This window comes from Atopobium sp. oral taxon 416 (assembly GCF_018128285.1).
In the GTDB taxonomy this organism is placed as follows: domain Bacteria; phylum Actinomycetota; class Coriobacteriia; order Coriobacteriales; family Atopobiaceae; genus Olsenella_L.
The window spans coordinates 1,472,227-1,495,465 of record NZ_CP072380.1 but is presented as its reverse complement, the minus strand read 5'-3'; the positions used below and the strand labels follow the sequence as shown (position 1 = coordinate 1,495,465).

Sequence of the window (23,239 nt, the reverse complement as noted above, 5' to 3'; positions counted from 1 at the left end):
AGAGCCTTTACGACTTTGTGTACGGTCCGTCTCACCAAGAGGCGGACTTTTTTGTCTTCAGGTCATCCCGTATCTTTCAGGTTGCAGCTACCCTCTGCGTTGGGAACTATGGTGAGAAAAAAATCGAAAGACAGGTATTCCATAGACAACAATTCGATCAACAGACGCAGTTTTTTCACGGTATCAAAGGCATCGGGCTCGGGGCAGCTGCACTCGATCTTGCTGCGTGCAGCTCATCTGCGAAAGCAGCACCGACAGAACAGCGAGTACAGTCACAGAGCGCTCCAAATTTCTCTCAAGTCACCACCCGCGCCTTTGTCGATATCGTTTCAAGTAGGCTTATGGGATACTGTGCCGATGGAGTGTACACTTTCTTGGGGATTCCCTATGCGACCGCAAACCGCTTTCAAGATCCGCAGCCAATCACGAGCTACGGTCAGGGCTTCTGCACCGCGATGAGCTTCAGTGCGGTATGCCCAACAGCCCCGCACGTTTAGTTCTATCGTAGAGCCGGACCGCAACGGCTTCAGCACCCCTTCCCGCAGCGATCTGGCCGGTAACGGAGCGCTGCCTGTGGTCTTCTTCCACGGTGGAGGCCTTATTGCTGGTGCTTCCGGCGAGATAGGGCTCTACGAGGAGGCCGACTTTGCCAAGACCCAGGGCCGCGTCTTTGCTAGACCGTGACAATATCAGCCGCTTCGGTGGCGATCCCGTCAATGTCACAATCGTCGGGCAGTCCGACGGCAGAACGAAGATCATGACCCTGGCCTGCATGGAGCGCACACAGGGACTCTTCTCCAAAGGGGTCATCCAGAGCGGCTATATCTTCGACACGACGCAGCAGCAATCGCAACAGGCGACCCACCAGATCGTTGACTATTTACTGCAACACTATTCGGTCGCAGACAACCCGATCGCGAGGATCTGTTCCGGGTCCCGGCCACCGTGAACTTCTTCGCAGACGCTTCCTATGGTGCAGACCTCTTCCCCACACCGTTTATTGACCCCGATACCGGTACCGTCAACAACCTCGCGGCCCAACGCACCTGGATAAGGGAGACAACGTTTTCAGAACTTGATGGCACTGCCTCTCCCCTGGCGATGCACTCGATGCCCGACGCTCCCGCCTTCGTCGACTTTCAGAACATCACCGATTCTCAGGTACGGGACGGACTACACAGTCGGTACGGCGATGATGCTAGCGTGTTTGAGCAGGCCTTCCGCAACGCCTATCTCACCCATCCGCCCGTGGAGTCACTCTGGCTGGCGAAGACTACGAGCTTTGTCTCCCATACGACGCTCACCGAGCCTGACACCGGGATGATCCCTACTTCAGCCGGCAGGGACTTCCCGTATACAACTATGTGGCTACTACAGCCGTCGGGTTTTCGGGAGTGTAACGATGGCGCACTGCGAAGATCTACCCTACTGGTTCGCCTCGCCTGACTGTGTGCCATACCTTTTTGCTGATGACGACGATATGACCCACACTGTCGTGCAGACCATGTCCGACTCGCTTACCACTTTTGCACGCACCAATGACCCCTCATATGACGCAATCCAGTGAGATCCCTATGCCACCGACCACCATGCGACCTTTGTCTTCGATCGGGGCTCCCAGCAGAAAGAGGGGTTCGGCGAAGAACTTTATGAGATTTTGAAGCGGCACAATTTATAGATTCGGTCTGATTCAGCCTTCTGCTGGTCCTCAGTAATCCAATAATCGTTGATGCCAAACACAAACAGCCCCAGCTTCTTAAAAAGCCAGGGACTGAATGTTGACGCTTATGAGCCAAATGCTACTTCAGGTTGTACATGACGTCTTTCGGCTCGATCACGATCTTATCCGGATCGCCCTTGCGGCCAGGCTTCATTTCCGGCTTGTCCATACTGATTGCGTGGACCGGGCAGACGAGACGGCACAGATGGCAACCGACGCACTTGTCCTTATCGATGGAGACCTTACGCTCCTCAGGATCCCACTGGATTGCCTGGTGGGCACCGTCATAGCAGGAGATATAGCAGCGTCCACAGTGGATGCACTTATCCGTATCGATCACCGGATAGACCTTAAAGTCACGGTCGAGGCTATCAGCCGGCAGGGTATTCGGCACCGCAAGGCCGACGAGCTCGAAGAGCGACTTGACACCCTGGGAGCGCATATAGTGGGAAAGCCCATCCTTCATATCCTCGACGATGCGGTAGCCATACTGCATGACCGCCGTAGTGACCTGCAGGGTCGTTGCACCCATCAGGATGTACTCAGCGGCATCACGCCAGGTCTCAATGCCACCGATACCAGAGATCGGGAGATCTTTCAGATCTGGATCCGCGCGCATCTGCTGGATGAACCGCAGGGAGATCGGCTTTACGGCTTTGCCGGAAAGTCCGGAGACTGCACTCTTGCCATTGACGATCGGCATTCCGATATGGCGATCAAGGTCGACATTTGCGATGGATTTGACCGTATTGATCGCAGAGATACCGTCAGCGCCGCCTTCCATACAGGCCTTGGCGACCTCAGTCATATCGGTGATGTTCGGTGTCATCTTTGCGAGCACCGGCAGCTTTGAGCCGCGTTTTACAGCGGTGCAGCAGGTGCAGCAGAGGTCTGGGTTCTCACCGACGTCGGAGCCCATCGTATGGCTTGTCATCTGGGGGCAGGAGAGGTTCATCTCGATCATATCCGCACCGGCCTCTTCAACCTTTTTAGCGAGTTCAGTCCAGTTGCTCTCATTCTGTCCCATGATGGAAGCGATGATGATCTTGTTCGGATGTTCCTTCTTGATCCGCGTGATATCAGCGAGGTCCTGCGCGAGCGGATGCTCAGCGATCTGCTCCATGTTCTTGAAGGCTACAAAAGGCGTGGCCTCCTTGGTGAGCTCATCAAAGCGCGGAGATACCTCATCGACGACAAAGTCATCGGTGTGCAGGGTCTTGTATACGATACCACCCCAGCCGGTATCGAAGGCTTTGGCGCACATCTCATAGCAGTTGCCTACTGGCGAGGATGACAGGCAGAAGGGGTTTTCAAAGTGGACACCCAAAAAATCAATGGAGAGATCCATCTGTTTCATCTCACTCGCCTCCTTTCAGGGAAGCATCGATTGCTCCAGCGGCTTCCTTACCGCGCCGCACTGCCCACACGACGGTCTTATCGCCCTGGGCGATATCGCCGGTCACAAAGATGTGCGGGTCAGAGGTTGCCGGGCCTTCCTGTGCCATCTCTACGCCCTTGAGATCGAGATCAACGCCGAGGTGATCGAGATCAGGACGCTGGCCAACTGCCAGAATAATCAGATCTGCAGAGATCGTGAGGGTCGAGTCTATCACACGATGCTTAAAGGTTACCTGATGGCCGGAAGCCTCTTTCGGTTCATACCCGTCGATCAGGGTTACGCCCATCTCACGGGCGCCATCGAGCTCCTCTTTAGAAGCCAGGAATTCGCAGGAGCGCTCCCAGATCACATCGGTAACCGTAGGAACTCCGAGCTTCTTGAGCGTCGTTGAGACGTCCATTGCAACGTCGCCACCACCGATTACGAGGACATTGTCCGAAACTTTCATCGTGCCCTTTGAGGAGCGTACCTCGTCGAGGAAGTCCACCGCGAGTTTGACGTTGTCGTTGTCCTTAAAGATCGGCAGCATCTTGCCCTCTGATAGGCCCGGATCCAGAAGTACCGCATCGTGCTTACCTAAGAGCTGTCCGATCGTGATATCGTCGTTGGGACCCGTACCGATGGATACATCGCAGTGGATCGTTGCGCCGAGCTCTTTGACGCGGGAGATCGCACGGTTCACGATATCGTCCGGCAGACGGTAGGCCGGGATGCCGTGTACCAGCATGCCGCCCGGGGTCGGTTGGCGCTCATAGATATCGACTGCGTGGCCGAAACAGCGCAGAGATGCCGCAGCCTGAAGCGCTGCCGGACCGGAGCCGACGATTGCGATAGAGTGCCCGGTATCTGGGCCGGCTTCCAGCACCTTCATCGAGATGTCGTAGGCATAGTCGGTCGCATAGCGCTGTAGGCCTTTGATATCGATCGGGTGATCGATATCGGTACGGCTGCAGCCTTTCTGACAGTAACGCTCTGTGGGGCATACGCGTGCGCAGATATCGCCCAGCGCATTGTTCTCAAAGATCGTCTCTACAGCCCCCTCTTCGTTTAAGAAACGAATGCTGCGGATGAACTTAGCCGGATCGGTCGAGGTGGGGCAATCCTGGCTGCACGGCGCGTCTTGGCACAGCAGGCAACGGCTTGCCTCCTCCATAGCGGTAGCAGGGGTATAGCCCTCCCGCCACTCCTGCTCGTATGTATCATCCACGTCGACTCCTCTCCTAGTGCATGGAATATTTCATACATGTTTCTTCACATTATGAGCCAACCAAAACCGTTTGTATCCACTTGCCCCATAGATGAAGAAACGTCTTCGGTAAAGGGCAAATCCTCGAGGTTCAGCCACACCGCGTGCATACACGCGCTCAACAATGGACTGAATAGCGCACTATCTGTACTCGACAGGACACAACCTGCCACGCCCTATGAGGCAAGGAAGATATAGAAGATGCTGCAAAAGCAAGGAGAGGCACATGCCACCCGCTACAGGGTGTCTTAAGGCTGATGGAGCTTGCAGGCATCCAGCCCATGCTGTACGCTGCCGTCTCCTCCGGTACCCTCCTGGGCATCCAGAAGGTCCCCCTATCTCTTGAAGGGCAAGGCATCCTGTTCCCCAACCAGGTGTGGTCCACCGACATCCACCTGTGTCCAGATCGAAGGGAAGCACCTTGTATCTTAAGCTCGCTCATCGACTGGTTTAGCCGCTGTATCGTCTGCTGGAAGGCTCTTTGACACCATGCAGAGCACAGGAGATCGCTACACGCGCCAAGCAGACTTTCAGGGAGCATGGGGATGCCCTTTACCATGAACTTCGAGCAGGGGAGCGTTCTTCGGCTCTAAGGAGTACGTCTTTCTGCTCGCATCCAAAGGGATATCCCAGAGCATGGACGAAAGGGTGAGATAGAAGGACAACGCTTTGGTAGAGAGATGGTTTCAGACCCTCAAGAGCGAATGCCTAAAGGCAGACAAAATACAGCACGCCTGCCAGAGCTCAAGGACACCATCGCAAAGTTCGTTGAGTTCTACAACAGCAGGCGGATCCATCATACGCTTAGCTGCGACACGCCGGAAGAATGGTACATGAGCGGTATAGCCGAGGCTGAATAGGCCTACAGAGGTGGCGCTGTAAAAGCCAGGGATTCGGAAGGAATAGGGCTTCTGTGTCTCACTGCTTTAGCCAATTCAGTTATGGCATAGAAGTGTATATTTTGTGCCCCTGATACGCAGGGATTAATATTAATAGTCGAATTGACGATAAAAGAAGCTTAACCGCAATCAGCCAATTCCAAATCTGTACACGACAGCCCTATGCTGTCATCGACGATTATGGGTTAGGAGAGATGCGAACACCTTCACATTACTTTCGTTATGCCGCCGTTGCATTGATCTCAGCTGCACTCATCGGATCGGGAGTTCCTACTGCCGCGCTCGCTGATGATACAAGCGATCTGGAATCACTTCAGAACACCGCTATTGAAGCGAATGAGAAACTCGACGAGGAGCAACAGAAGTTGGATGCCCTGCAATCTCAGATCGATGAAAATAACCAGCAGGTGCAGGAGATCGAGGACAAGCTGCCGCAGTTGCGTCAGAACGCTGCTTCCGCAATTTCCACGTCCTACAAGCTCCATCAGAACTCAAACTCCCTGCTTTCGATGATCTTCTCATCGAAAGACTTCAATGAGGTCCTAAACTTGATCAACAGCCTCAACCGCGTTATGGCAAGTAGCACCCAGGACATCAACAATCTAGTCAATGTTGAGCAGGAACTGCAGACCAAACAGGCGGAGCTTACACAGGAAAAGACCGACGAGGAGCAGCAGGTCAAAGTCGCTAAGGATGCTTCAGATCAGGCACAGGCCGCCGTTGATGCGGCTCTCCAGAAAGCCGCAGAGGGCAAGGCTGAGCGCGAGGCTGCCTATGAGGCGGCACAGGCTGCCGGCCAGCAGGATCAGACCATCACGCAGATTGATCAGGCTACCAAAAATTCCAACGACTCGAATCCCAACAACTCAAATCAGCAGTCCTCTGGCAACAGCACAGGCAACAGTGCAGGCAACAACGCAGACAACAGCGCAATGAATTCCGGCTCTGCCTCCGGGGGCTTTACGTACGTCGAGGCCTCTATGTACGGCAGCGGCGATGGCCTCATGGGCAACCGCACCGCAAACGGTGATACCTTGACCCCGACCTCCATGGGCATCGCAATGAAAACCATGCCACTTGGCACCATCGTGGAGCTCACCTACAGTGGCAGAACCTGCCGTGCAATCGTGAATGACCGTGGTCCCTATGCAGGAAACCGTCAGATCGACCTTCAGCCCGCAGTCGCCTCTGCGTTGGGCTTCAGTGGCGTCGGTACCGTTGGCTACCGTGTCGTGAGCTAACAGTCCATCATTCTAAGCTTAAAGGGAAACCAGTGGACACGTACGTGCCCGCTGGTTTCTTGTGTACCACTACTTTGTTGGAACACGCCTTAGGAATGATGGTCCCGTTTGTGCTCTTTGATAATATTAAAGACGATCCAGAGCCCCAAGAAGAGGGCGATGAAGAACCCTACAAAGCCGATGATAGGGATGCCGAAGATAACAGGTTGAATGCGCGCATAGTAGATAATCGAGGAGCCGATGAAGAGGCCTGCCGCGACGATACCCATAGTTAGCCGGTCCGCTGCATGGGAAAGATCCGCAATCGGGCTCTTGGTTCCTGAGAGGTCCAGGATCATGCGCAGCTGTCCGCGGGTCAGCATCTTGGAAGCAAGGCCGGCATCCCCGGCTGCTTGAAGCAATCCATGTGACGCACGCTCGAGCTCCTGCGCATAGGTCTTCGCTTCCTGCTTGGTTAAGTCTCCAAGCGATCCTTGCGTCCGAATATGGGTTCGGATGATCTGGATGATCGAGGTATCCGACAGAAAATCATTGACAGTGCCTTCAAGGGTCACCAGTGAGCGTGCGAGCATCGTGACATTGCTCGGCAGCTCGATACCGCACCTTCGTGCCATCGTGAACAGTGCATTGACGAAGGCGCCCATATCGAAATCTTTGAGGTCGGCGTTGCCGAACTTCTCGATAATCTCATCAAGTGAGCTTAAAAGCTGCGCGTGGTCCACCTCATCGGCCCCGGACACTGCAAATTCGAGCAATCCGTCTTTAAGGTCTGCGGAGTCCCTGAGTGCCACTGCTGTGACCATGTCCCGAAGCGCTGCCCGGTCCGTTGAGGACAGCCTTCCCATCATTCCGAGGTCGATAAAGTAGATCTTCCCACCCTTGATAATGAGGTTGCCGGGGTGCGGATCCGCATGGAAGAACCCGCTGTCGAGCATCTGTTGAGTGTAGTTGTCGACGAGCTTCGTCCCGATTTCATTCAGGTCATAGCCCTCGGCGATGAGCTGAGCGGTGTGTGAGATGGGGATCCCCTCGATGTAGTCCATCACGACCACGTGGAGGGTACAAAGTTTCAAATACGGCTTAGGACAGCCGACGTATCTGATATTGGCATTGTCGCGTCGAAACTCCGCCAGATTCCTTGCCTCGACGAGAAAATCGGTTTCCTCACGAAAGGAGTGCCAGAGCTCCTCGATAACGGAGCCGAGATCAAGTACCTGAGTATCCGGGAAGAAGCGGTCAGCGTAGCGGGCAAGCCGGCGCATAATATCGATATCCTGCGCCATCGTTTCCTGCACATGAGGGCGTTGGATCTTGATTGCGACATCCTCGCCGGTGATCAGGCGCGCCCGGTGTACCTGGGCGATGGAAGCCGATCCCAGGGGCACGTCGTCGATTGCGTCGAAGAGGTCCTCAATCGGGATCGCATACTCTGCCCTGAGGCTTGAGAGGACGGTCTCGCGATCCATCGGGATCACATTCGCTTGCAGCTTCGAGAGCTCTTGACAGAAAGGTTCCGGCAGGATCTCTGAGCGCATCGAGAGGATCTGTCCGGCCTTCACAAAGGTAGGGCCCAGCTCCTCGAGCATCCGACGCAGCGTCACCGGCGTCATCCCGTGCATAATGTCGTACTTACGCACCACCGAGAAGATCTCATGCATACGTTTCAGGCGGCCCTGCCAGGCACCGGTCCGATAGGTGGTATAGCGGCCACCCCTCAGGCCGATCGTCTGGTCGTACTCCTCGTTCTCGATCGCCTGAAACATGTTGTCATAGGCGTCCGTCTCCTCCTGAGAGTCAACGGACGCCCGTGATGTCGTATCTGTGTTGTCCGAAGGTTCGCTTCGTTCCACGCCTACTCCGCTTTGTCCTGATCCTTATCGGAAGCATCTTCTACGTCTTCGACGTCTACGGTGACGCGGTTTGCCTCGATCTCGCTTGCCATCGTCTCGACCTTTTTAACGAAGTCCTTGAGCTCATCGTCCTTCATGGTCTGCATCCAGGTCTTGAGGGCGCTCTCAGAGAAGTTGTGCGCCGCGTTTGAGGTCGTGTGCTTGAGCTCCTCATTCAGATTCTGGCCCTGCTGCACTGCTGTCTGGCCACGCTTGACAAGGTTGTCAAACGCCTCCGAGCTCTTGTCGCCCACCGTTGCCATTGCCCCGACGCTTGCCAAAAACATCTTCTCTGCTGCGTCGAACGGATTTAAGTCAGCCATACTGCCTCCTATATTCACTGCGTTGCATTTATTGGCCTCATATCGGATGCTTTTAGATGCAATAGAGAATCTCCGGTGGCAGGAATGTCTTCATACTGCCTGAAGAGCTATGCGGCTCGTAAAGGAGATTGGTATCCTGTCCCATCTGGAGTAGATCGCAGATAAGCTGGGTGAAGGCAAGCTTTTGGCTTGGGCTTCGCATCTCTTTTAGAAGCGTGCAGATCTAAATGGCTATAGCGGGGAGTCCGCCAGACTGGCTTTGTAAGGAGATACACCTATGCTCTTTGCAGGTGTGGATATCGCAAAGGTAGACCACCTAATCGGAACCATCGACAACAAAGGGAAAGATAGGTGCCTAATCTCTTTCAGAAGTACCAGCGAAGGTTTGGATAGGTGCTCCTCGTGGGCTAGAAAGTCTGGCAGAACCAGAATTGGATGGCCTGCCACTCGTATCTTGTGGAAAAGGGATAGGCAGTGTGTGTCCTTGATCCTGTGCATGTAGAGGCTCTACGCAAACTCAAGGGCTTCGCAGGGTCAAAAATGATACAGCCGACAGCTCTCTCATCGCAAAGACCCTGCCGTGTAGGTGAGGTAAAGCCAACGAAGCTTGCAGATGATACTCTATAGGCTCTGCGATTCTTAATGCGTTTTTGTCAGTCCCTAAAAGAGGCGCGGGCTATCTGCCTTTTGGGTTCTCATTTCCCGAAGTGCGAGCCGCTTTTCACTAACATCTTCAGCGTCCCTTCCTTGGCACTTCTCACAGATGGCCCGCTGCCCACAAAGAACGGGGCGCCTTGGTGAGGCTAAAGCATAAAGCAATAACAGCGAGGCCGCCAAAAACTCCTGTGGGGCGCACCTTGGGAAGAAGGCTGTGGGTTTTGAGATCAAGCACTGTATCTTTGAGATCGAATATTTGGAAGGCGACATCAAAGACACCGACAAAGCAATGATAGAAGAGCTGCTATGTAAGGTGGAGCCCTCATCATCACTATCCTTGGAGTCTTGTCACAGGTAGGGTTCACACAGCTACAAAGACAGGTGATGTGTCTCGGCCTAAGGGCAGCTCTCAGATCGTAAACTACGCCGGGCTGAACCACAGAGCGAATCGATCCGGCAAGCTTGAGGCTAAAGGGTTGCCTATCACCAAAGCAGGGTCTTCCTATCTGAGACGCGCTCTGTGGCTTGCTGCAGCAGCTATATTCCTAAGCTCAAAGAGTTCTGTAGAAAGAAGCGATTACTGAGGCAAACCCTATAGGGTGGCTGTAGCTGCCATGGCAAGAAAGCTCTGTCTCATCATCTTTGCTGTGATGAGAGACAAGGTAGCCTACAACCCGAACTGATTTGTATCAATCAAAAAACTGCATACTTTTGTTTGCTGCTGTACTTATGTTTCACAGCTGCTTCATCTATTGCGCCTAAAAGCATTCGATATTCGACTGTCAAAGTGCAACTAATCCAACACTTACAAAAACAATCTTCAGACATCTCTCCAAAAGATCATGGTTTTTTACTTGACTTCATATAGCTGGTCTCCTTAAATACGAGGGGCCTCTCCCCTAATACACCACATATACCTATCATAGCAATTCTCAAATGCGTACAACCTGTTAACGCAAAGGTTACGTATTACCCCTAGAAAAGGCTCTTCGCTACTTATGGTGGGTAGCACTCCTGCATCCCCTTGAGCGTGGGACGCCTGGACAGCAGGGTTTCGCCGGTGGAAGGCTTCGGTTCTAAGGTGCGATATGGATGCTTAAGGCAGGTATGCTGGCAAGGCTCTTTAAGAAGCCCCAGGGGGCTTAGGGGCGAATGGAGCTCTTCGGTGTCTGGTTTGAGGAACTCAGATGGGTGCAGGACATCCTGCATGTGAGGTGGTACACGTCAGGGCCAGGCAGTGGTGAGTCCTGCCTTCCACAGGCGCTGTAGCACCTACGACAGACGCGGGAGGACCTTGTGGCATCTCGACATCTGGCAATACGAGACGATTGTACGCGGCGCAGTGTTGAGTGCCCCTAAGGACAGCGTGCATGCTGCAAGGATACCCTGGGGGTCCAGCCGAAGACGCATCACGGCGCTCTTTGAGGCCCAGCTGATCGTTTGTCATGAGCGTTGTGGTCATAAGCCTCTGCACGAGACAGCCCACGTGCATATGGAGGCTGCTTGGGAAGGCGACATCGAAGGCGAGGGATGCAGCAGACTATTCCGGAGTCGTGCGTGTGGGTACAGGTGACACCGCCAAAAGGTGCAACCAAAGCTGTATCAGCATCATGGCCGACCTGGACCGCCAGCGCCCTGCGCCCCATGCACGCCCTTTATCCCATATTCGCGTCTACAGGAAAAGAGCGCGGCCACTGTGCGAGAAGTGGCAGAAAGAATATATGAGGGAGAGCCTCACAGAGTGTCAGCTTGCGAAGAGAGAGGAGCTCGATCCTGCGAAGACACGTCTCAGGAAGCGCGTGTCTGTCAGATAGCAGAGGCGATGTGCGACGTGTACTCGTGCACCGACAGGGAATCGGCTGCTGCAGCCCCAGACCGCCTTTACTTGTAGATGATGCACTCTGCTGTGGCTAAGATGAAGAGGGTGGCAGGTACCCTTAGGAAGGAGCGGGAAGGGATCTTGAACTGGTGGAAGAGGAGTTTAACCAATTCATTTCTCGAAGGGCTTAACTCCCCCGCTCAGTCTGTCCGGAACACTGCCAGGGGCTTCAGGAACATATCCTACTTCGAGGCGATGGTCTCCCTCAGACTGGGGAAGATGGACTTCTCGGCCCAGAGGCAGCTGGCCTGTGCTACCCACTAGAAACGTCGAAGAGCTTAAAAACAAGAGTCGGACCCATCGGTTCGGCTCTTCAGATTAATGCTCAGCTGTTATTGTGACGTACTAGTCGCGCTTCTCGCCTGCGCTCGGATCGAGCTTGCGACCACCCATAATATGGATGTGGAAGTGGTGGACTGTCTGCCCCGCATCGTCACCGGTATTGGTGATGAGCCTGAATCCGGTCTTGTCAATGCCGGTCTGCTTTACGATGACGCTCACAGCGTGGACCATGGCCTCAAGTACCTCAGACGGGATATCGTCGAGAATGTTCTCGTAGTGCTTCTTCGGTACCACCAAAATATGGACCGGCGTCAGTGGATTGGCATCTTGAAAGGCGGCAACCAGGTCGTCCTGGTAGACCATCTTGCTCGGAACCTTGCCGGCAGCGATCTTGCAGAAAATACAATTCTCACTCATGTGTGACCTCCTTGAGCGCAACGATGTGTGGATACCCCTAATTTTACTCGTCCAGATAGGCGGTAGAGGGTGCCGAGGTGGTATCTGGCGCCTGCTCATCCTTCGTATCGTCGAGGAGCACCTGTACCTTCTGCTCTGCGTGCGCCAGGCGCTCGCGAAGGCTCTTAATCAGCGCGACTCCGCGCTCGTAGCACTTGAGGGAATCCTCGAGCTCCAGATCTCCACTCTCCAGGGAACGGACAATCTTCTCCAGCTCGATAGAAGCCTCTTTGAAGCTCATGTCTTCAATCTTTTTCTGCTCTGATTCTTCTGCCATGGTCTTTTACTCCTCATTCTCTTCCGTCTGGACGCTCTCAACCTGAGCCGTCAGGCCACCGTGGCCTAATCGTATCTTGATCTGGTCGTTGACACTGACATCGCTTGCCTGGCTCACCACATGACCCTTGCTGTCCTGCACAATCGCATAGCCGCGCTTGACAACATTAAGCGGAGACAGCGCAGTGAGCGCCTGCCCAAGCCTGTCAGTCAACTGTGTGTAGGGATTCAATAGCCTGCCCCCGATACTGACCAACCGCTCGGAATCGTTTTCCAAATTCCGCTTGCGCGTATCGATCGAGCGCGGAATCGCATCCTGCAGTCGCTGTTCCGTCATTGCCAACTGACTCTTGCGGTCCTCAATCATCGAGCGTGGCTCCTGCATGCAGCGATGGTTCGCTAAGCTCTCCACAAGCACTGACTCACGCTGGATCTGATTTTCCAGCGAGCGTGTTATGATCTTCCCCGCATCCTCAACCTGCTGCGCGTTGCGCTTAAGGATTGCGGAGAAGGCTTGTCCCAAGCGCACCTGCCGGCCGTTGATCGTCTGCACGATCTCATCGAGCGCCGGGGCGACTGACTCTGCCGCAGCGGTCGGGGTCGAGCAGCGGCGGTCCGCCACCATATCGCAGATTGAGGTATCGGGCTCATGGCCAATTCCGGTGATCACCGGAACCGAGCAGGCGGCTACAGCACGGGCGAGTGCCTCATCGTTGAATGCCATCAGATCCTCAAAGGATCCGCCGCCACGCACCAGCAGGATCGCGTCCGGCTTTGCTGCTGCGGCGACTTTGAGGGCCCTGATCATCGAAGTGGGTGCCTCAGTGCCCTGCACCGAGGCACCCACTTCCTGGATCGCAACCAAGGGATTGCGGCGTCTCAAGGTCCGCTTCACGTCCTCGATGACCGAACCGGAAAGTGAAGTCACCACGGCCACACGAGTGCAGAACCGCGGGATCTCCCGCTTACGTTCCGGGGCCATGAGGCCTTCCCGCTCCAGCTTTTTGGCTAACTGAGCCACCTGTTGGCGCAGCAGACCCTCGCCTGAGACACAGACCTTACAGGCGATAAAAGAGAGCCGTCCTGAGCCCTGATAGACGTCGAACTTGCCCTGCATAATGAGCTTCAGGCCGTCTTTGAGCTGGATGCCGGAGGAAGCATAGATCGATCTCCACACGATCACGGACATCGAGGATTGCTCGTCCTTCACCTGAAAATAGCAGTGACCAGACCTAGCATTGGGACCACGGAAGCCTGAGACCTCCCCTGTCACCACCAGGTTGCCGATGCCGGCTGCGGCATTCTTCGCCAGCAGCACTGCATCGGATACGCTTATAGGGGTTGCTTCCATTGGCATGACTTACCTCTCATCATTCGTCGTTCCGGTAAGGTAGAGCAACTGCAAGATCGAGACGAGCGCCGCTGCCACGTAGGTGAGCGCCGCTGCAGTCAAGACCTGACGAGCTCCCCGCTCGTCGATGGCCCCGCCATTCTGGGAAAGATAGATTACCGCACGTTGAGAAGCGTTGATCTCAACGGGCAAGGTTACCAACTCAAAGATAACCGAAATCGCGAACAAAAGGATAGCAAATTGGACTAGGCCGGTGACGTCCATGAAGACACCGAGGAAGAAAAGCACCATCCAGGCGTTGGACGCGAAGTTCACCACCGGCGTGAGTGCGCTTCTCACCTTCATCGGCGCATAACCCTGGGCGCGCTGGACCGCGTGGCCTGCCTCGTGGCAGGCGACCGCTACTGACGCCACGGAGCCTTGCGTAAAATTCTCGTTGGAGAGGTGCAACATATTGTCACGGGGATCATAGTAGTCGGTAAGCGTACCGTCAACGCGGGTGATCCCTACATCGCCGGCACCACCGGCTCGCAGCATCTCTTCCGCAACGTCTGCCCCGGTCTTGCCAGTACGGGAATCAACTTTCGACCATTTTCTGTAAGTGTGTCTGATATAGCCCTGTGTGGCCAAACCCAACACAAGGGAGATCAAAACTAAGAGCCAATAGTTCATATCGGCCCCATAGCCGTAGTAAAACCAAAAGGACATAGAATCCTCCTTTGTACGGTTTCAATAGTGATTATTTCTACCCTAAGTCTGACAGTTTAAAAGACCTTTAGAGAATCTCAATATGCCCATCTTTGACCGTGAGACCGATCTCTCCGACCAGCAAACGGTGCAGGTAGGAACCGATCACATCCTCCCGCCAGGTGGCGTGCAGGGGTGACCCCTTCTCGTGGTTCAAAAACTGCGACAGGTCATTATGCGTCGCAATCATCTGTGGGGCAACGTTAACTTTCTCCGCCTGTACACGCAGCAGCGCATTCATCAGGTCCACAACGCTTTCCGCCTCAGGCGAAGGGTGGGAGTGGTGGTGGATCTCCGGATACTGCGCAGGTGGACAATCCTTACCCTCTTTGATTGCGGTAAGGAGCCCTTCGAGCATCGGCTGCTTTAAGTGCTCGGTCCCCCGGATCTGCAGCAGCTTCTCCACAGTCGTGGGAGCGCGCTTGCAGCACTCAACAATCACCTCGTCGGCAAGGACCCAGCGCTTCGGGATATCTCGCTTTGAGGCGATTGTCTCCCTCCAGGCACAGACGTTGCGCGCTACCGCCAACTGCCGTCGGCTTAGGGAGTTAGAGCGTCTAAGGTGCAGGTAGGCTGACTCCGGGGAATCCTTGAAGCGTGAAGGATCGCTCAGCTTGTCCATCTCCGGTTTCACCCACATGAGCCTGTTTTGCTCTGTGAACTTTTTCATCATCGTTCTATAAATTCCGGGCAGATATGCCACGTCCTCCTCGGCGTAGCGCAGCTGCTCTTCGCGCAGCGGGCGCTTTGACCAGTCAGTGAGTGACTCCACCTTCGCCAGATGCACACCGGTGTAGGCTTCCACGAGATTCCCGTAGCCAATCTGCATCTTTTGTCCCAAAAAGGCGGCACCGATCTGCGTGTCGAAGATTGGGGTCACGACGACCCCACCCAAGGCATGGTAGAGCACTTCCAGATCTTGCCCACAGGCGTGGAGGATCTTCGTGACATCGGGGTCGCCGAGTATGCCCGCTAAAGGTGAGAGGTCCTCAATCAAGATCGGGTCCACCACCGCAGAGACACTATCGGTGGCTAATTGGATCAGACAGAGCTTGGGATAGTAGCTGCGTTCCCGTAAAAATTCGGTGTCGACCGCCAAAAGCGAGGTATCGGCAATCGAGCCAAGAAATGTTTTGAGTTGGTCGGTATCTGTTATGTACACGGAATCCCTTCAGCGCTCAGATATAGTAGTTAATAATATATGAAAGAGCGATTGTATAGACGACCTGATTCCCATCTATCATAGCTGCAATCCGAAAATGTCAGCCGGTCTGGAGGTAAAATGCGGAGTCTTATCATCCATAACCTGAAATCGGGATTCGGCTCGGACTCTATTTTTGAATTCGAGCGGAACCTCGTCCGTGAAGGGGATGAGTGCACGATGCACGTAATGTCCGAGGATGATACGGCAGAATCGCTGGTCAAGAATGCCGACCACTACGACGTGGTAGTGATCTCAGGCGGCGACGGCACCGCGACAAGCCTGCTCTATGCGCTGCGCTACCGCAATATCCCGACCTGCATCTTCCCGTCCGGCACTGCCAACCTCCTCTTTGCCAATATCGGCAACGCGAATGAGCCTGCAGGGCTCGCGCGTGCCTGCAGAGTCGGCCATACCGCCGCCACCGATATCGGAAACGTCACCTGGACCAACGAGCAGGGAGAAAAACATGTCCGCGGCTTCGGCCTCATGTGCGGCATGGGTTTCGATGCGCAGCTCATGATCACGGCGCTGCCCAACAAACGGTCAATGGGAGAGATGGCGTACTTCACCGCGGTGCTGCAGAACCCCAACCCCATCGTCTCCCACTTCACGATCGATGTGGACGGTGAGATTCACGAGTGTGATGGAATCACCTGTATGGTTGCGAATAACGCAATGATGCAGGGGGACATTGAAGTTGTCCCGGACTGCCGGATGGATGACGGGTTGCTCAACGTGATTGTGCTTGCAGTGAATCAGCCGATTGAGGCGTTACGGCCGCTCTTTGCGGGCATATTCGATAAGACAGGCAAAAATATCGGCCGCCCCCAGATTGAGACCTTCAAGGGCAAGCACATCCACATCACCTCCTCAGAGGCGATCCCGCTCGAGATCGACGGGGAGACAACGGAGGGGACGATTATGTCCTATGCGGCGCAAGTCTTCCCCAAGGCAAACCTGATGATCGTCGACGAAATGTCGCGCTACCACAAGGACGGCGATAAAACCCCGCGCTTCTCCGGCACCGATGAGATCGCCTATCCGGAATAGCAACCAAGAAAGCACTGGAATGTATTCATTTACAAGCCGTATCCGATACAGTGAGATCGATAAGGACGCCCATCTCTCTTTGTTGGGCTGCATGAACTATCTGCAGGACTGTGGGACCTTTCAGGCGGAACACCTAGGCATCGGCCTCGACCATATGCACAAGTTCCACTACGGCTGGATCGTCGGGACCTGGCACATCGAGATTGACCAGACCCCGCTCTTCGGGGAACCGATCACGATCTCCACGTGGGCCTATGAGGTCAAAGGCTTCTCCGGTAAGCGTAACTTCACGATTAAAGACAAGGACGGGCACGCCTTCCTCAAAGCGGATTCCCTATGGTTCCCCTTCGATCTGAAGGCTCAGAAGGTCATCCATGTCCCCAAGTCGGATCTCGCCTACCTAGACCCTGAGACGCCCCGCCTCGATCTGCCGCCCCTACCCCGCACCATCAAGCCAAAGGGCATCCCAACCCAGGGCAGACCGATCGTCGTGAGCGAGGCGCTGCTCGACACGAATGACCATATGAACAATGCCTACTACATCAGCTTGGCACAGGCTGCGCTGCCGAACCGCCTCCCCCATGTGATTGAGGTGCAGTATCGACGGGCCGCCACGCTCGACGATACGATGGTGCCGGATATCTATAACACCCCGCAGGGAGGCCACATCGTCGATCTCAGAGATCCGTATGGGACTACCTACGCCGTTATCCATTTCGAACGAGAGGAAGCGCTCTAACTATGGCAAATACCGTGCATGTTGCAGCAGCGATCATCTACAACAACGATAAAATATTTGTGGTACAGCGCGCCGAAGGCTCCATGACAGGCAGGTGGGAGTTCCCCGGCGGCAAAGTCGAAGAGGGCGAAACCGCTGAGCAGGCCTGCCGTAGGGAGATCAAGGAAGAGCTCGGCATCGATCTGCAGACCATGTGGTTTATGGACACTGTGACCTACGACTACGAAGACTTCACGCTCTCGATGGACTGCTTTGTGGCGCCCCTGCCCAAAGGACAGACGCCGACGCTCAATGTTCACATCTGCTCTGACAGCAAATGGCTGGGCAGAGCAGACCTGATGTCCGTCGATTGGCTGCCTGCCGATATCACGCTTGCCCAAAACCTCGGGCAATATTGGAGCGACTTATTTATGATTCAGGATGAATTTTAGGAGTTCAGATGGAAGAGACCACAAAGCAGGAACTGGCACCGACCCCTCACTATATAGAGGGGTTTGCCTCGACCAACGATCCCCACAATGAAAAATCAGGGCCGGCTGCAATCGTAATCACGGTCGTCTCACTGGCGGCACTCATGGCGCTGGCGGGGGCGATCATAACAGGAGTACTCGCACTGGCGACAGCGATGAGCTATTCCTCACCTTACTCCCCGGTGATGCCGCCCTCGCTCAATAGCCCCTACGATGACTATTACGGCCAGCAGAACCCCTTTGATCAACATAACCAGGGACTGCCAGGCAGTAATTCAGGACAGGACTATGAGTACTGGACGCCGATCCACTAAATCAGATTCTATGAGAGGAATTTCATGAGCAAAGCTGATGAGCTGTTTATCGCGCTCTGCAAGCGCATCCTAGAGCATGGCACCACGACCGAAGGGCAGAAGGTCCGTCCCCACTGGGAGGACGGTACCCCCGCTTATACGATCAAGACCTTCGGTGTCTGTGACCGCTACGATCTCTCCAAAGAGTTTCCGGCGATCACCCTGCGACGCACTGCACTGAAGTCCTGCATGGACGAGGTCCTGTGGATCTACCAGAGAAAGTCGAACAACGTCCACGATCTGCACTCTCACATCTGGGATTCCTGGGCGGATGCAACCGGCTCCATCGGCAAAGCCTACGGCTACCAGGTCGCACAGGTCTCCCACTACCCCGAGGGTGACTTCGACCAGATGGATAAGGTGCTCTACGACTTAAAGCACAACCCCTATTCCAGAAGGATCATGACACAACTGTACAACGTACACGATCTCAATGAGATGCACCTCTACCCCTGCGCCTACAATGCGATCTACAACGTGACGCAGGATCCTAACAGAGATAAGCCAACTCTCAACATAATGCTTGTACAGCGCAGCCAGGATATGCTTGCTGCTAACAATTGGAATGTGTGCCAGTACGCGATACTACTCATGATGGTGGCACAGGTCAGCGACATGTATGTAGGCGAGTTAGTCCATGTGATCGCGGATGCTCATATCTACGATCGGCATGTCCCCATCATCAAAGAGCTCATCTCTCGCCCGACCTATCCGGCGCCGAAGGTCCATCTCAACCCGGATATCCACAATTTCTATGACTTCACGACCGATGACCTGATCGTCGAAGACTATCAGTACGGCCCGAAAGTCACACACATCCCGATCGCGATTTAGGATCACCCATGAAAGCAATCGTTGCAGTATGTCAGGACTGGGGTATCGGCTATCAGGGAAAACTCCTCGTCAAAAACCGTGAGGACATGCACCACTTTGTGCAGTGCACCAAACCGGGTACCGTCATTATGGGAAGAAAGACGCTCCTCACCTTCCCAGGTGGACGTCCTCTAAAGGGCCGCCGCAACATTGTGCTGACCCATGGAGACAGAGCAGATCTGCAAAGCGGCATTGAGATCGTCCACTCCGTGAAAGAAGCGCTTCAAGCTGTACAGGGGGACGATCCGGAGCATGTCTGGGTCATCGGTGGAGCCTCAGTCTATCAGGAGCTGCTCCCCTACTGCAGCGAAGCCGTAGTTACCAAGGACGAATGTGTCCGTCCAGCAGATACGTACTTTCTGAATCTCGATGAGGATCCAGGCTGGATCCTCATACAGTGTGAACCGGGCGGCATGACTCCCGAAGATATCGCATTCTCATTCGCTACGTACAGAAACCTGCAGATCAAAACCCTCTAGGGAAACGATGATTAATTCCCAATGATGTGCCAGAAAGGGCCAGTCACGTGGCCTTTCGCGGCTGGCATAGGCATTAATCATCATTTCCCTAGCATATTTTCCCGTCGAGACAATTTGAGGGGCGCAGTTCATAGTGAACCACGCCCCTCTCTCTATCAATGTAGCATTAGTACTTCGTGATTACTCGAAGTCAGTCGTCGTATTGATCGTGTTGCGCAGGAAGTCCTGGTTCTCCTTACGGTTACGGGAGAGCTCAGCAGCTGCGACAACCGGCACCCAGTACATGATGACCTGCTTGGCGATATCTGCCTTCTTGGAGAAAACATCCAGATACTGCTTTGCCATGTCCCGATTGTCGATTGACATCAACAGATAGGTCGTTGCAGCATCAACCTCTGGCAGACCTGCGGTGACATGTGCCCAGTCGCAGATAGCCGGATCAGAGCCGTCATCCGGAAGAATAACGTTAGACGGGTTGAAGTCGCCGTGGCAGATCATGAAGCCCGGTCTCATACCATGAATACGCATCTCGAGGTCATAACGGGCAGACGGATCGATGTCCTTCGCGGCTCTGACCATGCGCTGCAGTTTATCCTTCTGGCGGTTAAGTGCCGGAGCCTTAACGTGTTGAACCTTGATCTGCAGGTCTACGAACTCAGAGAGATACTCCTTGTTGTTACCAGGATCATTCTTCATGATCGTTGCAAGATCGGTACCCGGAATGAACGCAGTGGCGAGCGCCCAACTGCCCTTCCACTCTCCGTCCTCAACCTGTGAGACTTCCTTGATGCCGGGGACGCGAACGCCAGTTTCCTCGACACGAGCTACGTTGAGTGCCTCATTGAAGACATCAGAGCCCGGCTTCTCAGAGTTGAAGACCTTGACGAGACTATTTCCATCTTGATAGACAACCTTATTGTGCCGGCGAACGATCTCAACCTTACTATCGGATAGCTTCATACAACCACTCCTTAATATAGGTCATGTACGAACGTCCTTACTTGTGAAGGAAGGAGGATGTTGCTCCCCCATTCCCTATTGTTTCAAGCGATACGCGCTACTCAGCCTCATAGGCACTAGCTGGACGGCCATAGTAGGCATCCAGGTACAGGTTCTTGATCTCGCTCATGAGCGGATAACGCGGATTGGTACCGGTGCACTGGTCGTCGAATGCCTGCTCAGTCATATCATCCAGCGTATCGAGGAAGTACTTCTCGTCGACTCCGTACTCAGCGATCGTGTGCTTGACGCCCACGTAATCAAAGAGCTTGGTGATCTTCGCCAGGAAGTTCTCGAATACCTCATCGTCGTCCTTGCCAGTGACGCCGCAGAAGCGGGCTGCCTGAGCATAGCGGGCCTTGGTGTGAGGATATGAGTACTGCGGGAAGGTGCCCATACGGGTCGGCTTCTCAGCAGCGTTGTAACGCATGACACGCGTCAGGATGGCTGCGTTTGCAAGGCCGTGCGGGATGTGGTGGAACGCGCCGAGCTTGTGCGCCATTGAGTGGTTGAGGCCCAGGAATGCATTTGCGAAGGCGAGACCGCCCAGGGTGGAAGCATTGGCCATGTGGTCACGTGCCTCAACATCAGTTCCGTCATCGTATGCACGCGGCAGATACTTGAAGACGAGCTTCATACCCTCGAGTGCGAAGGAATCAGTGAAGTCGGACTGGTACATGGAGACATAGGCTTCCAGGCAGTGGGTCAGCACATCGACGCCGGATGCGGAGGTCAGGCCCTTCGGCTGTGTCATCATGTTGTCGGTATCCACGATTGCCATGTTCGGCATCAGCTGATAGTCAGTGACAGGCCACTTGATGCCAGTCTCCACATCGGTGATGATTGCAAACGGGGTAACCTCGGAGCCGGTGCCAGAAGAGGTCGGGATTGCGACGAAGTAGGCCTTCTTGCCCATCTTCGGGAAGCGATAAATACGCTTTCTGATATCCATGAAGTCCATGGACATATCGGAGAAGTCCTCGTCCGGGTTCTCATACATGAACCACATGATCTTGCCGGCGTCCATTGCGGAGCCGCCACCGATTGCGATGACCACGTCAGGCTTGAAGGCATTGAGCTGCTCAAGGCCCTTCTCAGCATCCTGCAGCTTCGGGTCAGGTGAGATATTCCAGAAGCTGGAGTGGACGATACCCATTTGATCGAGCTTATCCTCAATCCTTCTGGTGAAGCCGGACTCATACAGGAACTTATCGGTGACGATGAAAGCGCGCTTCTTGTGCATGACCGTGCCAAGCTCGTCGAGGGCTGTCGGCATGCAGCCCTTCTTGAAGTAGATCTTCTCAGGAGTACGAAGCCACAGCATATTTTCACGCCTTTCAGCAACCAACTTGATGTTCAGCAGTTTGTCAATGGTTAAGTTGCCACTGAAGGAGTTTCCGCCCCAGGAGCCGCAACCCAACGTCAGTGACGGCGTGAGCCTGAAGTTATAGAGGTCGCCGATGCCACCTTGTGAAGAAGGAGTGTTGATCAGGATACGGCAGGTCTTCATACGGTTCTCGTACTCGTCGAGCTTCTTGGTCTCACGGGTGTCGATGAAGATCGAGCTCGTGTGGCCATAGCCGCCATCGTGGATCAGGCGCTCAGCCTTTGCAAGGGCATCCTCAAAGTCCCTGGCGCGATACATACCGAGGATCGGGCACAGTTTCTCGTGAGCCCACGGCTCGGAAGGATCAACAGACTCAACCTCAGCCAAGAGAACCTTGGTGTTAGCGGGAACCGTGACGCCAGCCATCTTTGCGATGGTGGCAGCCGGCTTACCGACGACCTTTGCGTTGACGGAGCCACTGACGATGACAGTGTGGCCGACCTTCTCCTTATCGTCGCCCTCGAGGAAGTAGCATCCACGGCGGATGAACTCCTCTTTGACCCTGTCATAGACCTTATCGAGGACGATTACGTTGTTCTCAGTGGCACAGATCATACCGTAGTCAAAGATCTTTGAGTGGATGATCGAGTTGACAGCCACATTGATATCTGCGGTGTCGTCGATGATAGCGGGGTTGTTGCCCGGGCCGACGCCCAGAGCCGGTTTGCCGGAGCTGTAGGCTGCGGTAACCATACCAGGACCGCCGGTTGCGAGGATGCAGTCTGCGGAGTGCATCAGCTCGTTAGTGAGGTCGATGGTCGGGCTCGGGACCCAGTCGATAATGTGCTTAGGGAGTCCTGCCTTCTCCGCAGCATCACGGACAATGCGTGCCGCCTCGATCGTGCACTTACGCGCACGCGGATGCGGGGAGATGATGATTGCGTTTCTGGTCTTCAGGCAGATCAGGGACTTGAAGATTGCAGTCGAGGTCGGGTTCGTGGTCGGAATGACCGCCGTGATGATGCCCAACGGCTCGACGATCTTCTTCATACCGCCGGCCTTGTCCTCCTCTATGACGCCACAGGTCTTGGTGTGACGATAGGCGTTATAGATGTACTCTGCGGCAAAGTGGTTCTTGATCACCTTGTCCTCAACAAGACCCATTCCCGTCTCTTCGACTGCGAGTTTCGCCAGTGGAATACGGGCTTTATTCGCAGCCAACGCAGCCTGATAAAAGATCTTGTCCACTTGCTCCTGAGAGAAGGTTGCAAACTCTGCTTGTGCCTTCCGCATCACAGCAATGTGTTCCTTTAGGCTATCGACACTGTCGATAGGCTCAAGTTTATCGGCCATGTATTACCTCCTGCTTCCGCTAGAACT

General features: G+C 54.5%; 24 protein-coding genes and 1 pseudogene. 14 read left to right on the top strand and 11 right to left on the bottom strand.

The features are described 5' to 3' along the window. The first annotated feature begins 465 nt into the window (after window positions 1-465). From J4859_RS07970 to J4859_RS07960, 3 genes are read left to right on the top strand one after another with little or no spacing between them, the layout of a single operon-like run. Window positions 466-684 carry a hypothetical protein gene (locus J4859_RS07970; protein WP_212335018.1) on the top strand — a complete coding sequence of 73 codons (219 nt, stop codon included), beginning with the start codon at window positions 466-468 and terminating at the stop codon, window positions 682-684. Beyond that, window positions 647-949 carry a carboxylesterase family protein gene (locus tag J4859_RS07965; RefSeq protein WP_212335016.1) on the top strand — a complete coding sequence of 101 codons (303 nt, stop codon included), beginning with the start codon at window positions 647-649 and terminating at the stop codon, window positions 947-949. Before J4859_RS07970 ends, J4859_RS07965 begins: the two co-directional genes overlap by 38 nt. Then, window positions 946-1,446 carry a hypothetical protein gene (locus tag J4859_RS07960; protein ID WP_212335014.1) on the top strand — a complete coding sequence of 167 codons (501 nt, stop codon included), beginning with the start codon at window positions 946-948 and terminating at the stop codon, window positions 1,444-1,446. The genes J4859_RS07965 and J4859_RS07960 overlap by 4 nt, the downstream gene beginning before the upstream one ends. Window positions 1,447-1,799: 353 nt before the next feature. Here the strand turns inward: J4859_RS07960 and preA are convergent, their stop codons facing one another. Continuing rightward, entirely contained in the window at window positions 1,800-3,077 is a 1,278-nt protein-coding gene (gene preA, locus J4859_RS07955) for an NAD-dependent dihydropyrimidine dehydrogenase subunit PreA (RefSeq protein ID WP_212335012.1), read from the bottom strand. Window position 3,078: 1 nt separating this feature from the next. Next, window positions 3,079-4,326, bottom strand: coding sequence for an FAD-dependent oxidoreductase (locus J4859_RS07950; protein ID WP_249113800.1), 1,248 nt, complete (start codon window positions 4,324-4,326; stop codon window positions 3,079-3,081). A gap of 320 nt (window positions 4,327-4,646) precedes the next feature. On the opposite strand from J4859_RS07950, the gene J4859_RS07945 reads away from it, so the two are divergent. From J4859_RS07945 to J4859_RS07935, 3 genes are all read left to right on the top strand, one after another. Beyond that, window positions 4,647-4,850: a hypothetical protein gene (locus J4859_RS07945; protein WP_212335010.1), complete on the top strand. Its 204-nt coding sequence runs from the start codon at window positions 4,647-4,649 to the stop codon at window positions 4,848-4,850. 219 nt (window positions 4,851-5,069) lie between these two features. Further along, a complete protein-coding gene (locus tag J4859_RS07940) occupies window positions 5,070-5,225 on the top strand; it encodes a hypothetical protein (protein ID WP_212335008.1) in 156 nt (51 codons plus the stop codon). Between the two features lie 233 nt (window positions 5,226-5,458). After that, window positions 5,459-6,505 carry an RlpA-like double-psi beta-barrel domain-containing protein gene (locus tag J4859_RS07935; RefSeq protein WP_212335006.1) on the top strand — a complete coding sequence of 349 codons (1,047 nt, stop codon included), beginning with the start codon at window positions 5,459-5,461 and terminating at the stop codon, window positions 6,503-6,505. Between the two features lie 89 nt (window positions 6,506-6,594). Here the strand turns inward: J4859_RS07935 and J4859_RS07930 are convergent, their stop codons facing one another. Further along, a complete protein-coding gene (locus tag J4859_RS07930; RefSeq protein ID WP_249113799.1) occupies window positions 6,595-8,355 on the bottom strand; it encodes an AarF/ABC1/UbiB kinase family protein in 1,761 nt (586 codons plus the stop codon). A 2-nt stretch (window positions 8,356-8,357) separates the two neighbouring features. Continuing rightward, window positions 8,358-8,717, bottom strand: a complete 360-nt coding sequence (locus tag J4859_RS07925; protein WP_212335004.1) for a hypothetical protein — start codon at window positions 8,715-8,717, stop codon at window positions 8,358-8,360. A gap of 1,040 nt (window positions 8,718-9,757) precedes the next feature. Between J4859_RS07925 and J4859_RS17675 the strand changes: the two are divergent. Together J4859_RS17675 and J4859_RS07915 are read left to right on the top strand one after the other, a co-directional pair. Beyond that, a pseudogene (locus tag J4859_RS17675) lies at window positions 9,758-9,958 on the top strand (transposase); the annotation flags it as partial. Window positions 9,959-11,280: 1,322 nt separating this feature from the next. Further along, a complete protein-coding gene (locus J4859_RS07915) occupies window positions 11,281-11,517 on the top strand; it encodes a transposase (RefSeq protein WP_212335000.1) in 237 nt (78 codons plus the stop codon). A gap of 81 nt (window positions 11,518-11,598) precedes the next feature. Here the strand turns inward: J4859_RS07915 and J4859_RS07910 are convergent, their stop codons facing one another. From J4859_RS07910 to rnd, 5 genes are all read right to left on the bottom strand, one after another. Next, entirely contained in the window at window positions 11,599-11,952 is a 354-nt protein-coding gene (locus J4859_RS07910; RefSeq protein ID WP_212334998.1) for a histidine triad nucleotide-binding protein, read from the bottom strand. A 43-nt stretch (window positions 11,953-11,995) separates the two neighbouring features. Then, window positions 11,996-12,268, bottom strand: a complete 273-nt coding sequence (xseB, locus tag J4859_RS07905) for an exodeoxyribonuclease VII small subunit (protein ID WP_212334996.1) — start codon at window positions 12,266-12,268, stop codon at window positions 11,996-11,998. A gap of 6 nt (window positions 12,269-12,274) precedes the next feature. After that, window positions 12,275-13,624: an exodeoxyribonuclease VII large subunit gene (gene xseA, locus J4859_RS07900; protein ID WP_212334994.1), complete on the bottom strand. Its 1,350-nt coding sequence runs from the start codon at window positions 13,622-13,624 to the stop codon at window positions 12,275-12,277. Window positions 13,625-13,627: 3 nt separating this feature from the next. Further along, on the bottom strand, window positions 13,628-14,326 hold the full coding sequence (locus J4859_RS07895) for a zinc metallopeptidase (protein ID WP_212334992.1): 699 nt from the start codon (window positions 14,324-14,326) through the stop codon (window positions 13,628-13,630). A 67-nt stretch (window positions 14,327-14,393) separates the two neighbouring features. Continuing rightward, the gene (gene rnd, locus J4859_RS07890; protein ID WP_212334990.1) at window positions 14,394-15,527 is read right to left on the bottom strand and encodes a ribonuclease D; all 1,134 of its coding nucleotides are present in this window, start codon (window positions 15,525-15,527) and stop codon (window positions 14,394-14,396) included. A gap of 120 nt (window positions 15,528-15,647) precedes the next feature. Here rnd and J4859_RS07885 point away from each other — a divergent pair, with 120 nt between their 5' ends. Genes J4859_RS07885 through J4859_RS07860 form a run of 6 tightly spaced genes read left to right on the top strand, consistent with a single transcriptional unit; the run spans window position 15,648 to window position 19,533 of the window. Then, entirely contained in the window at window positions 15,648-16,619 is a 972-nt protein-coding gene (locus J4859_RS07885) for a diacylglycerol kinase family protein (protein ID WP_212334988.1), read from the top strand. A 19-nt stretch (window positions 16,620-16,638) separates the two neighbouring features. Then, a complete protein-coding gene (locus tag J4859_RS07880; protein WP_212334986.1) occupies window positions 16,639-17,358 on the top strand; it encodes an acyl-[acyl-carrier-protein] thioesterase in 720 nt (239 codons plus the stop codon). Window positions 17,359-17,360: 2 nt separating this feature from the next. After that, on the top strand, window positions 17,361-17,789 hold the full coding sequence (locus tag J4859_RS07875; protein ID WP_212334984.1) for a (deoxy)nucleoside triphosphate pyrophosphohydrolase: 429 nt from the start codon (window positions 17,361-17,363) through the stop codon (window positions 17,787-17,789). 8 nt (window positions 17,790-17,797) lie between these two features. Continuing rightward, a complete protein-coding gene (locus J4859_RS07870) occupies window positions 17,798-18,142 on the top strand; it encodes a hypothetical protein (RefSeq protein ID WP_212334982.1) in 345 nt (114 codons plus the stop codon). A 24-nt stretch (window positions 18,143-18,166) separates the two neighbouring features. Then, entirely contained in the window at window positions 18,167-19,015 is an 849-nt protein-coding gene (gene thyA, locus J4859_RS07865) for a thymidylate synthase (protein ID WP_212334980.1), read from the top strand. Between the two features lie 8 nt (window positions 19,016-19,023). Next, window positions 19,024-19,533, top strand: coding sequence for a dihydrofolate reductase (locus J4859_RS07860; RefSeq protein WP_212334978.1), 510 nt, complete (start codon window positions 19,024-19,026; stop codon window positions 19,531-19,533). Window positions 19,534-19,713: 180 nt separating this feature from the next. Here J4859_RS07860 and J4859_RS07855 read toward each other — a convergent pair whose 3' ends face one another. After that, the gene (locus J4859_RS07855; protein ID WP_212334976.1) at window positions 19,714-20,493 is read right to left on the bottom strand and encodes a phosphotransferase family protein; all 780 of its coding nucleotides are present in this window, start codon (window positions 20,491-20,493) and stop codon (window positions 19,714-19,716) included. A 97-nt stretch (window positions 20,494-20,590) separates the two neighbouring features. After that, complete coding sequence (gene adhE, locus J4859_RS07850) at window positions 20,591-23,212, bottom strand: bifunctional acetaldehyde-CoA/alcohol dehydrogenase (protein WP_212334968.1); 2,622 nt, start codon at window positions 23,210-23,212, stop codon at window positions 20,591-20,593. Window positions 23,213-23,239: the final 27 nt, after the last annotated feature.

What these genes read in the sequence shown, in the direction of transcription:
- preA (WP_212335012.1), bottom strand. Translation starts at nt 3,077, where the DNA reads ATGAAACAGATGGATCTCTCCATTGATTTTTTGGGTGTCCACTTTGAA.
- J4859_RS07945 (WP_212335010.1), top strand. Translation starts at nt 4,647, where the DNA reads ATGCTGTACGCTGCCGTCTCCTCCGGTACCCTCCTGGGCATCCAGAAG.
- J4859_RS07940 (WP_212335008.1), top strand. Translation starts at nt 5,070, where the DNA reads ATGCCTAAAGGCAGACAAAATACAGCACGCCTGCCAGAGCTCAAGGAC.
- J4859_RS07935 (WP_212335006.1), top strand. Translation starts at nt 5,459, where the DNA reads ATGCGAACACCTTCACATTACTTTCGTTATGCCGCCGTTGCATTGATC.
- J4859_RS07925 (WP_212335004.1), bottom strand. Translation starts at nt 8,717, where the DNA reads ATGGCTGACTTAAATCCGTTCGACGCAGCAGAGAAGATGTTTTTGGCA.
- J4859_RS07910 (WP_212334998.1), bottom strand. Translation starts at nt 11,952, where the DNA reads ATGAGTGAGAATTGTATTTTCTGCAAGATCGCTGCCGGCAAGGTTCCG.
- xseB (WP_212334996.1), bottom strand. Translation starts at nt 12,268, where the DNA reads ATGGCAGAAGAATCAGAGCAGAAAAAGATTGAAGACATGAGCTTCAAA.
- xseA (WP_212334994.1), bottom strand. Translation starts at nt 13,624, where the DNA reads ATGCCAATGGAAGCAACCCCTATAAGCGTATCCGATGCAGTGCTGCTG.
- J4859_RS07895 (WP_212334992.1), bottom strand. Translation starts at nt 14,326, where the DNA reads ATGTCCTTTTGGTTTTACTACGGCTATGGGGCCGATATGAACTATTGG.
- J4859_RS07885 (WP_212334988.1), top strand. Translation starts at nt 15,648, where the DNA reads ATGCGGAGTCTTATCATCCATAACCTGAAATCGGGATTCGGCTCGGAC.
- J4859_RS07880 (WP_212334986.1), top strand. Translation starts at nt 16,639, where the DNA reads ATGTATTCATTTACAAGCCGTATCCGATACAGTGAGATCGATAAGGAC.
- J4859_RS07875 (WP_212334984.1), top strand. Translation starts at nt 17,361, where the DNA reads ATGGCAAATACCGTGCATGTTGCAGCAGCGATCATCTACAACAACGAT.
- J4859_RS07870 (WP_212334982.1), top strand. Translation starts at nt 17,798, where the DNA reads ATGGAAGAGACCACAAAGCAGGAACTGGCACCGACCCCTCACTATATA.
- thyA (WP_212334980.1), top strand. Translation starts at nt 18,167, where the DNA reads ATGAGCAAAGCTGATGAGCTGTTTATCGCGCTCTGCAAGCGCATCCTA.
- J4859_RS07860 (WP_212334978.1), top strand. Translation starts at nt 19,024, where the DNA reads ATGAAAGCAATCGTTGCAGTATGTCAGGACTGGGGTATCGGCTATCAG.
- J4859_RS07855 (WP_212334976.1), bottom strand. Translation starts at nt 20,493, where the DNA reads ATGAAGCTATCCGATAGTAAGGTTGAGATCGTTCGCCGGCACAATAAG.
- adhE (WP_212334968.1), bottom strand. Translation starts at nt 23,212, where the DNA reads ATGGCCGATAAACTTGAGCCTATCGACAGTGTCGATAGCCTAAAGGAA.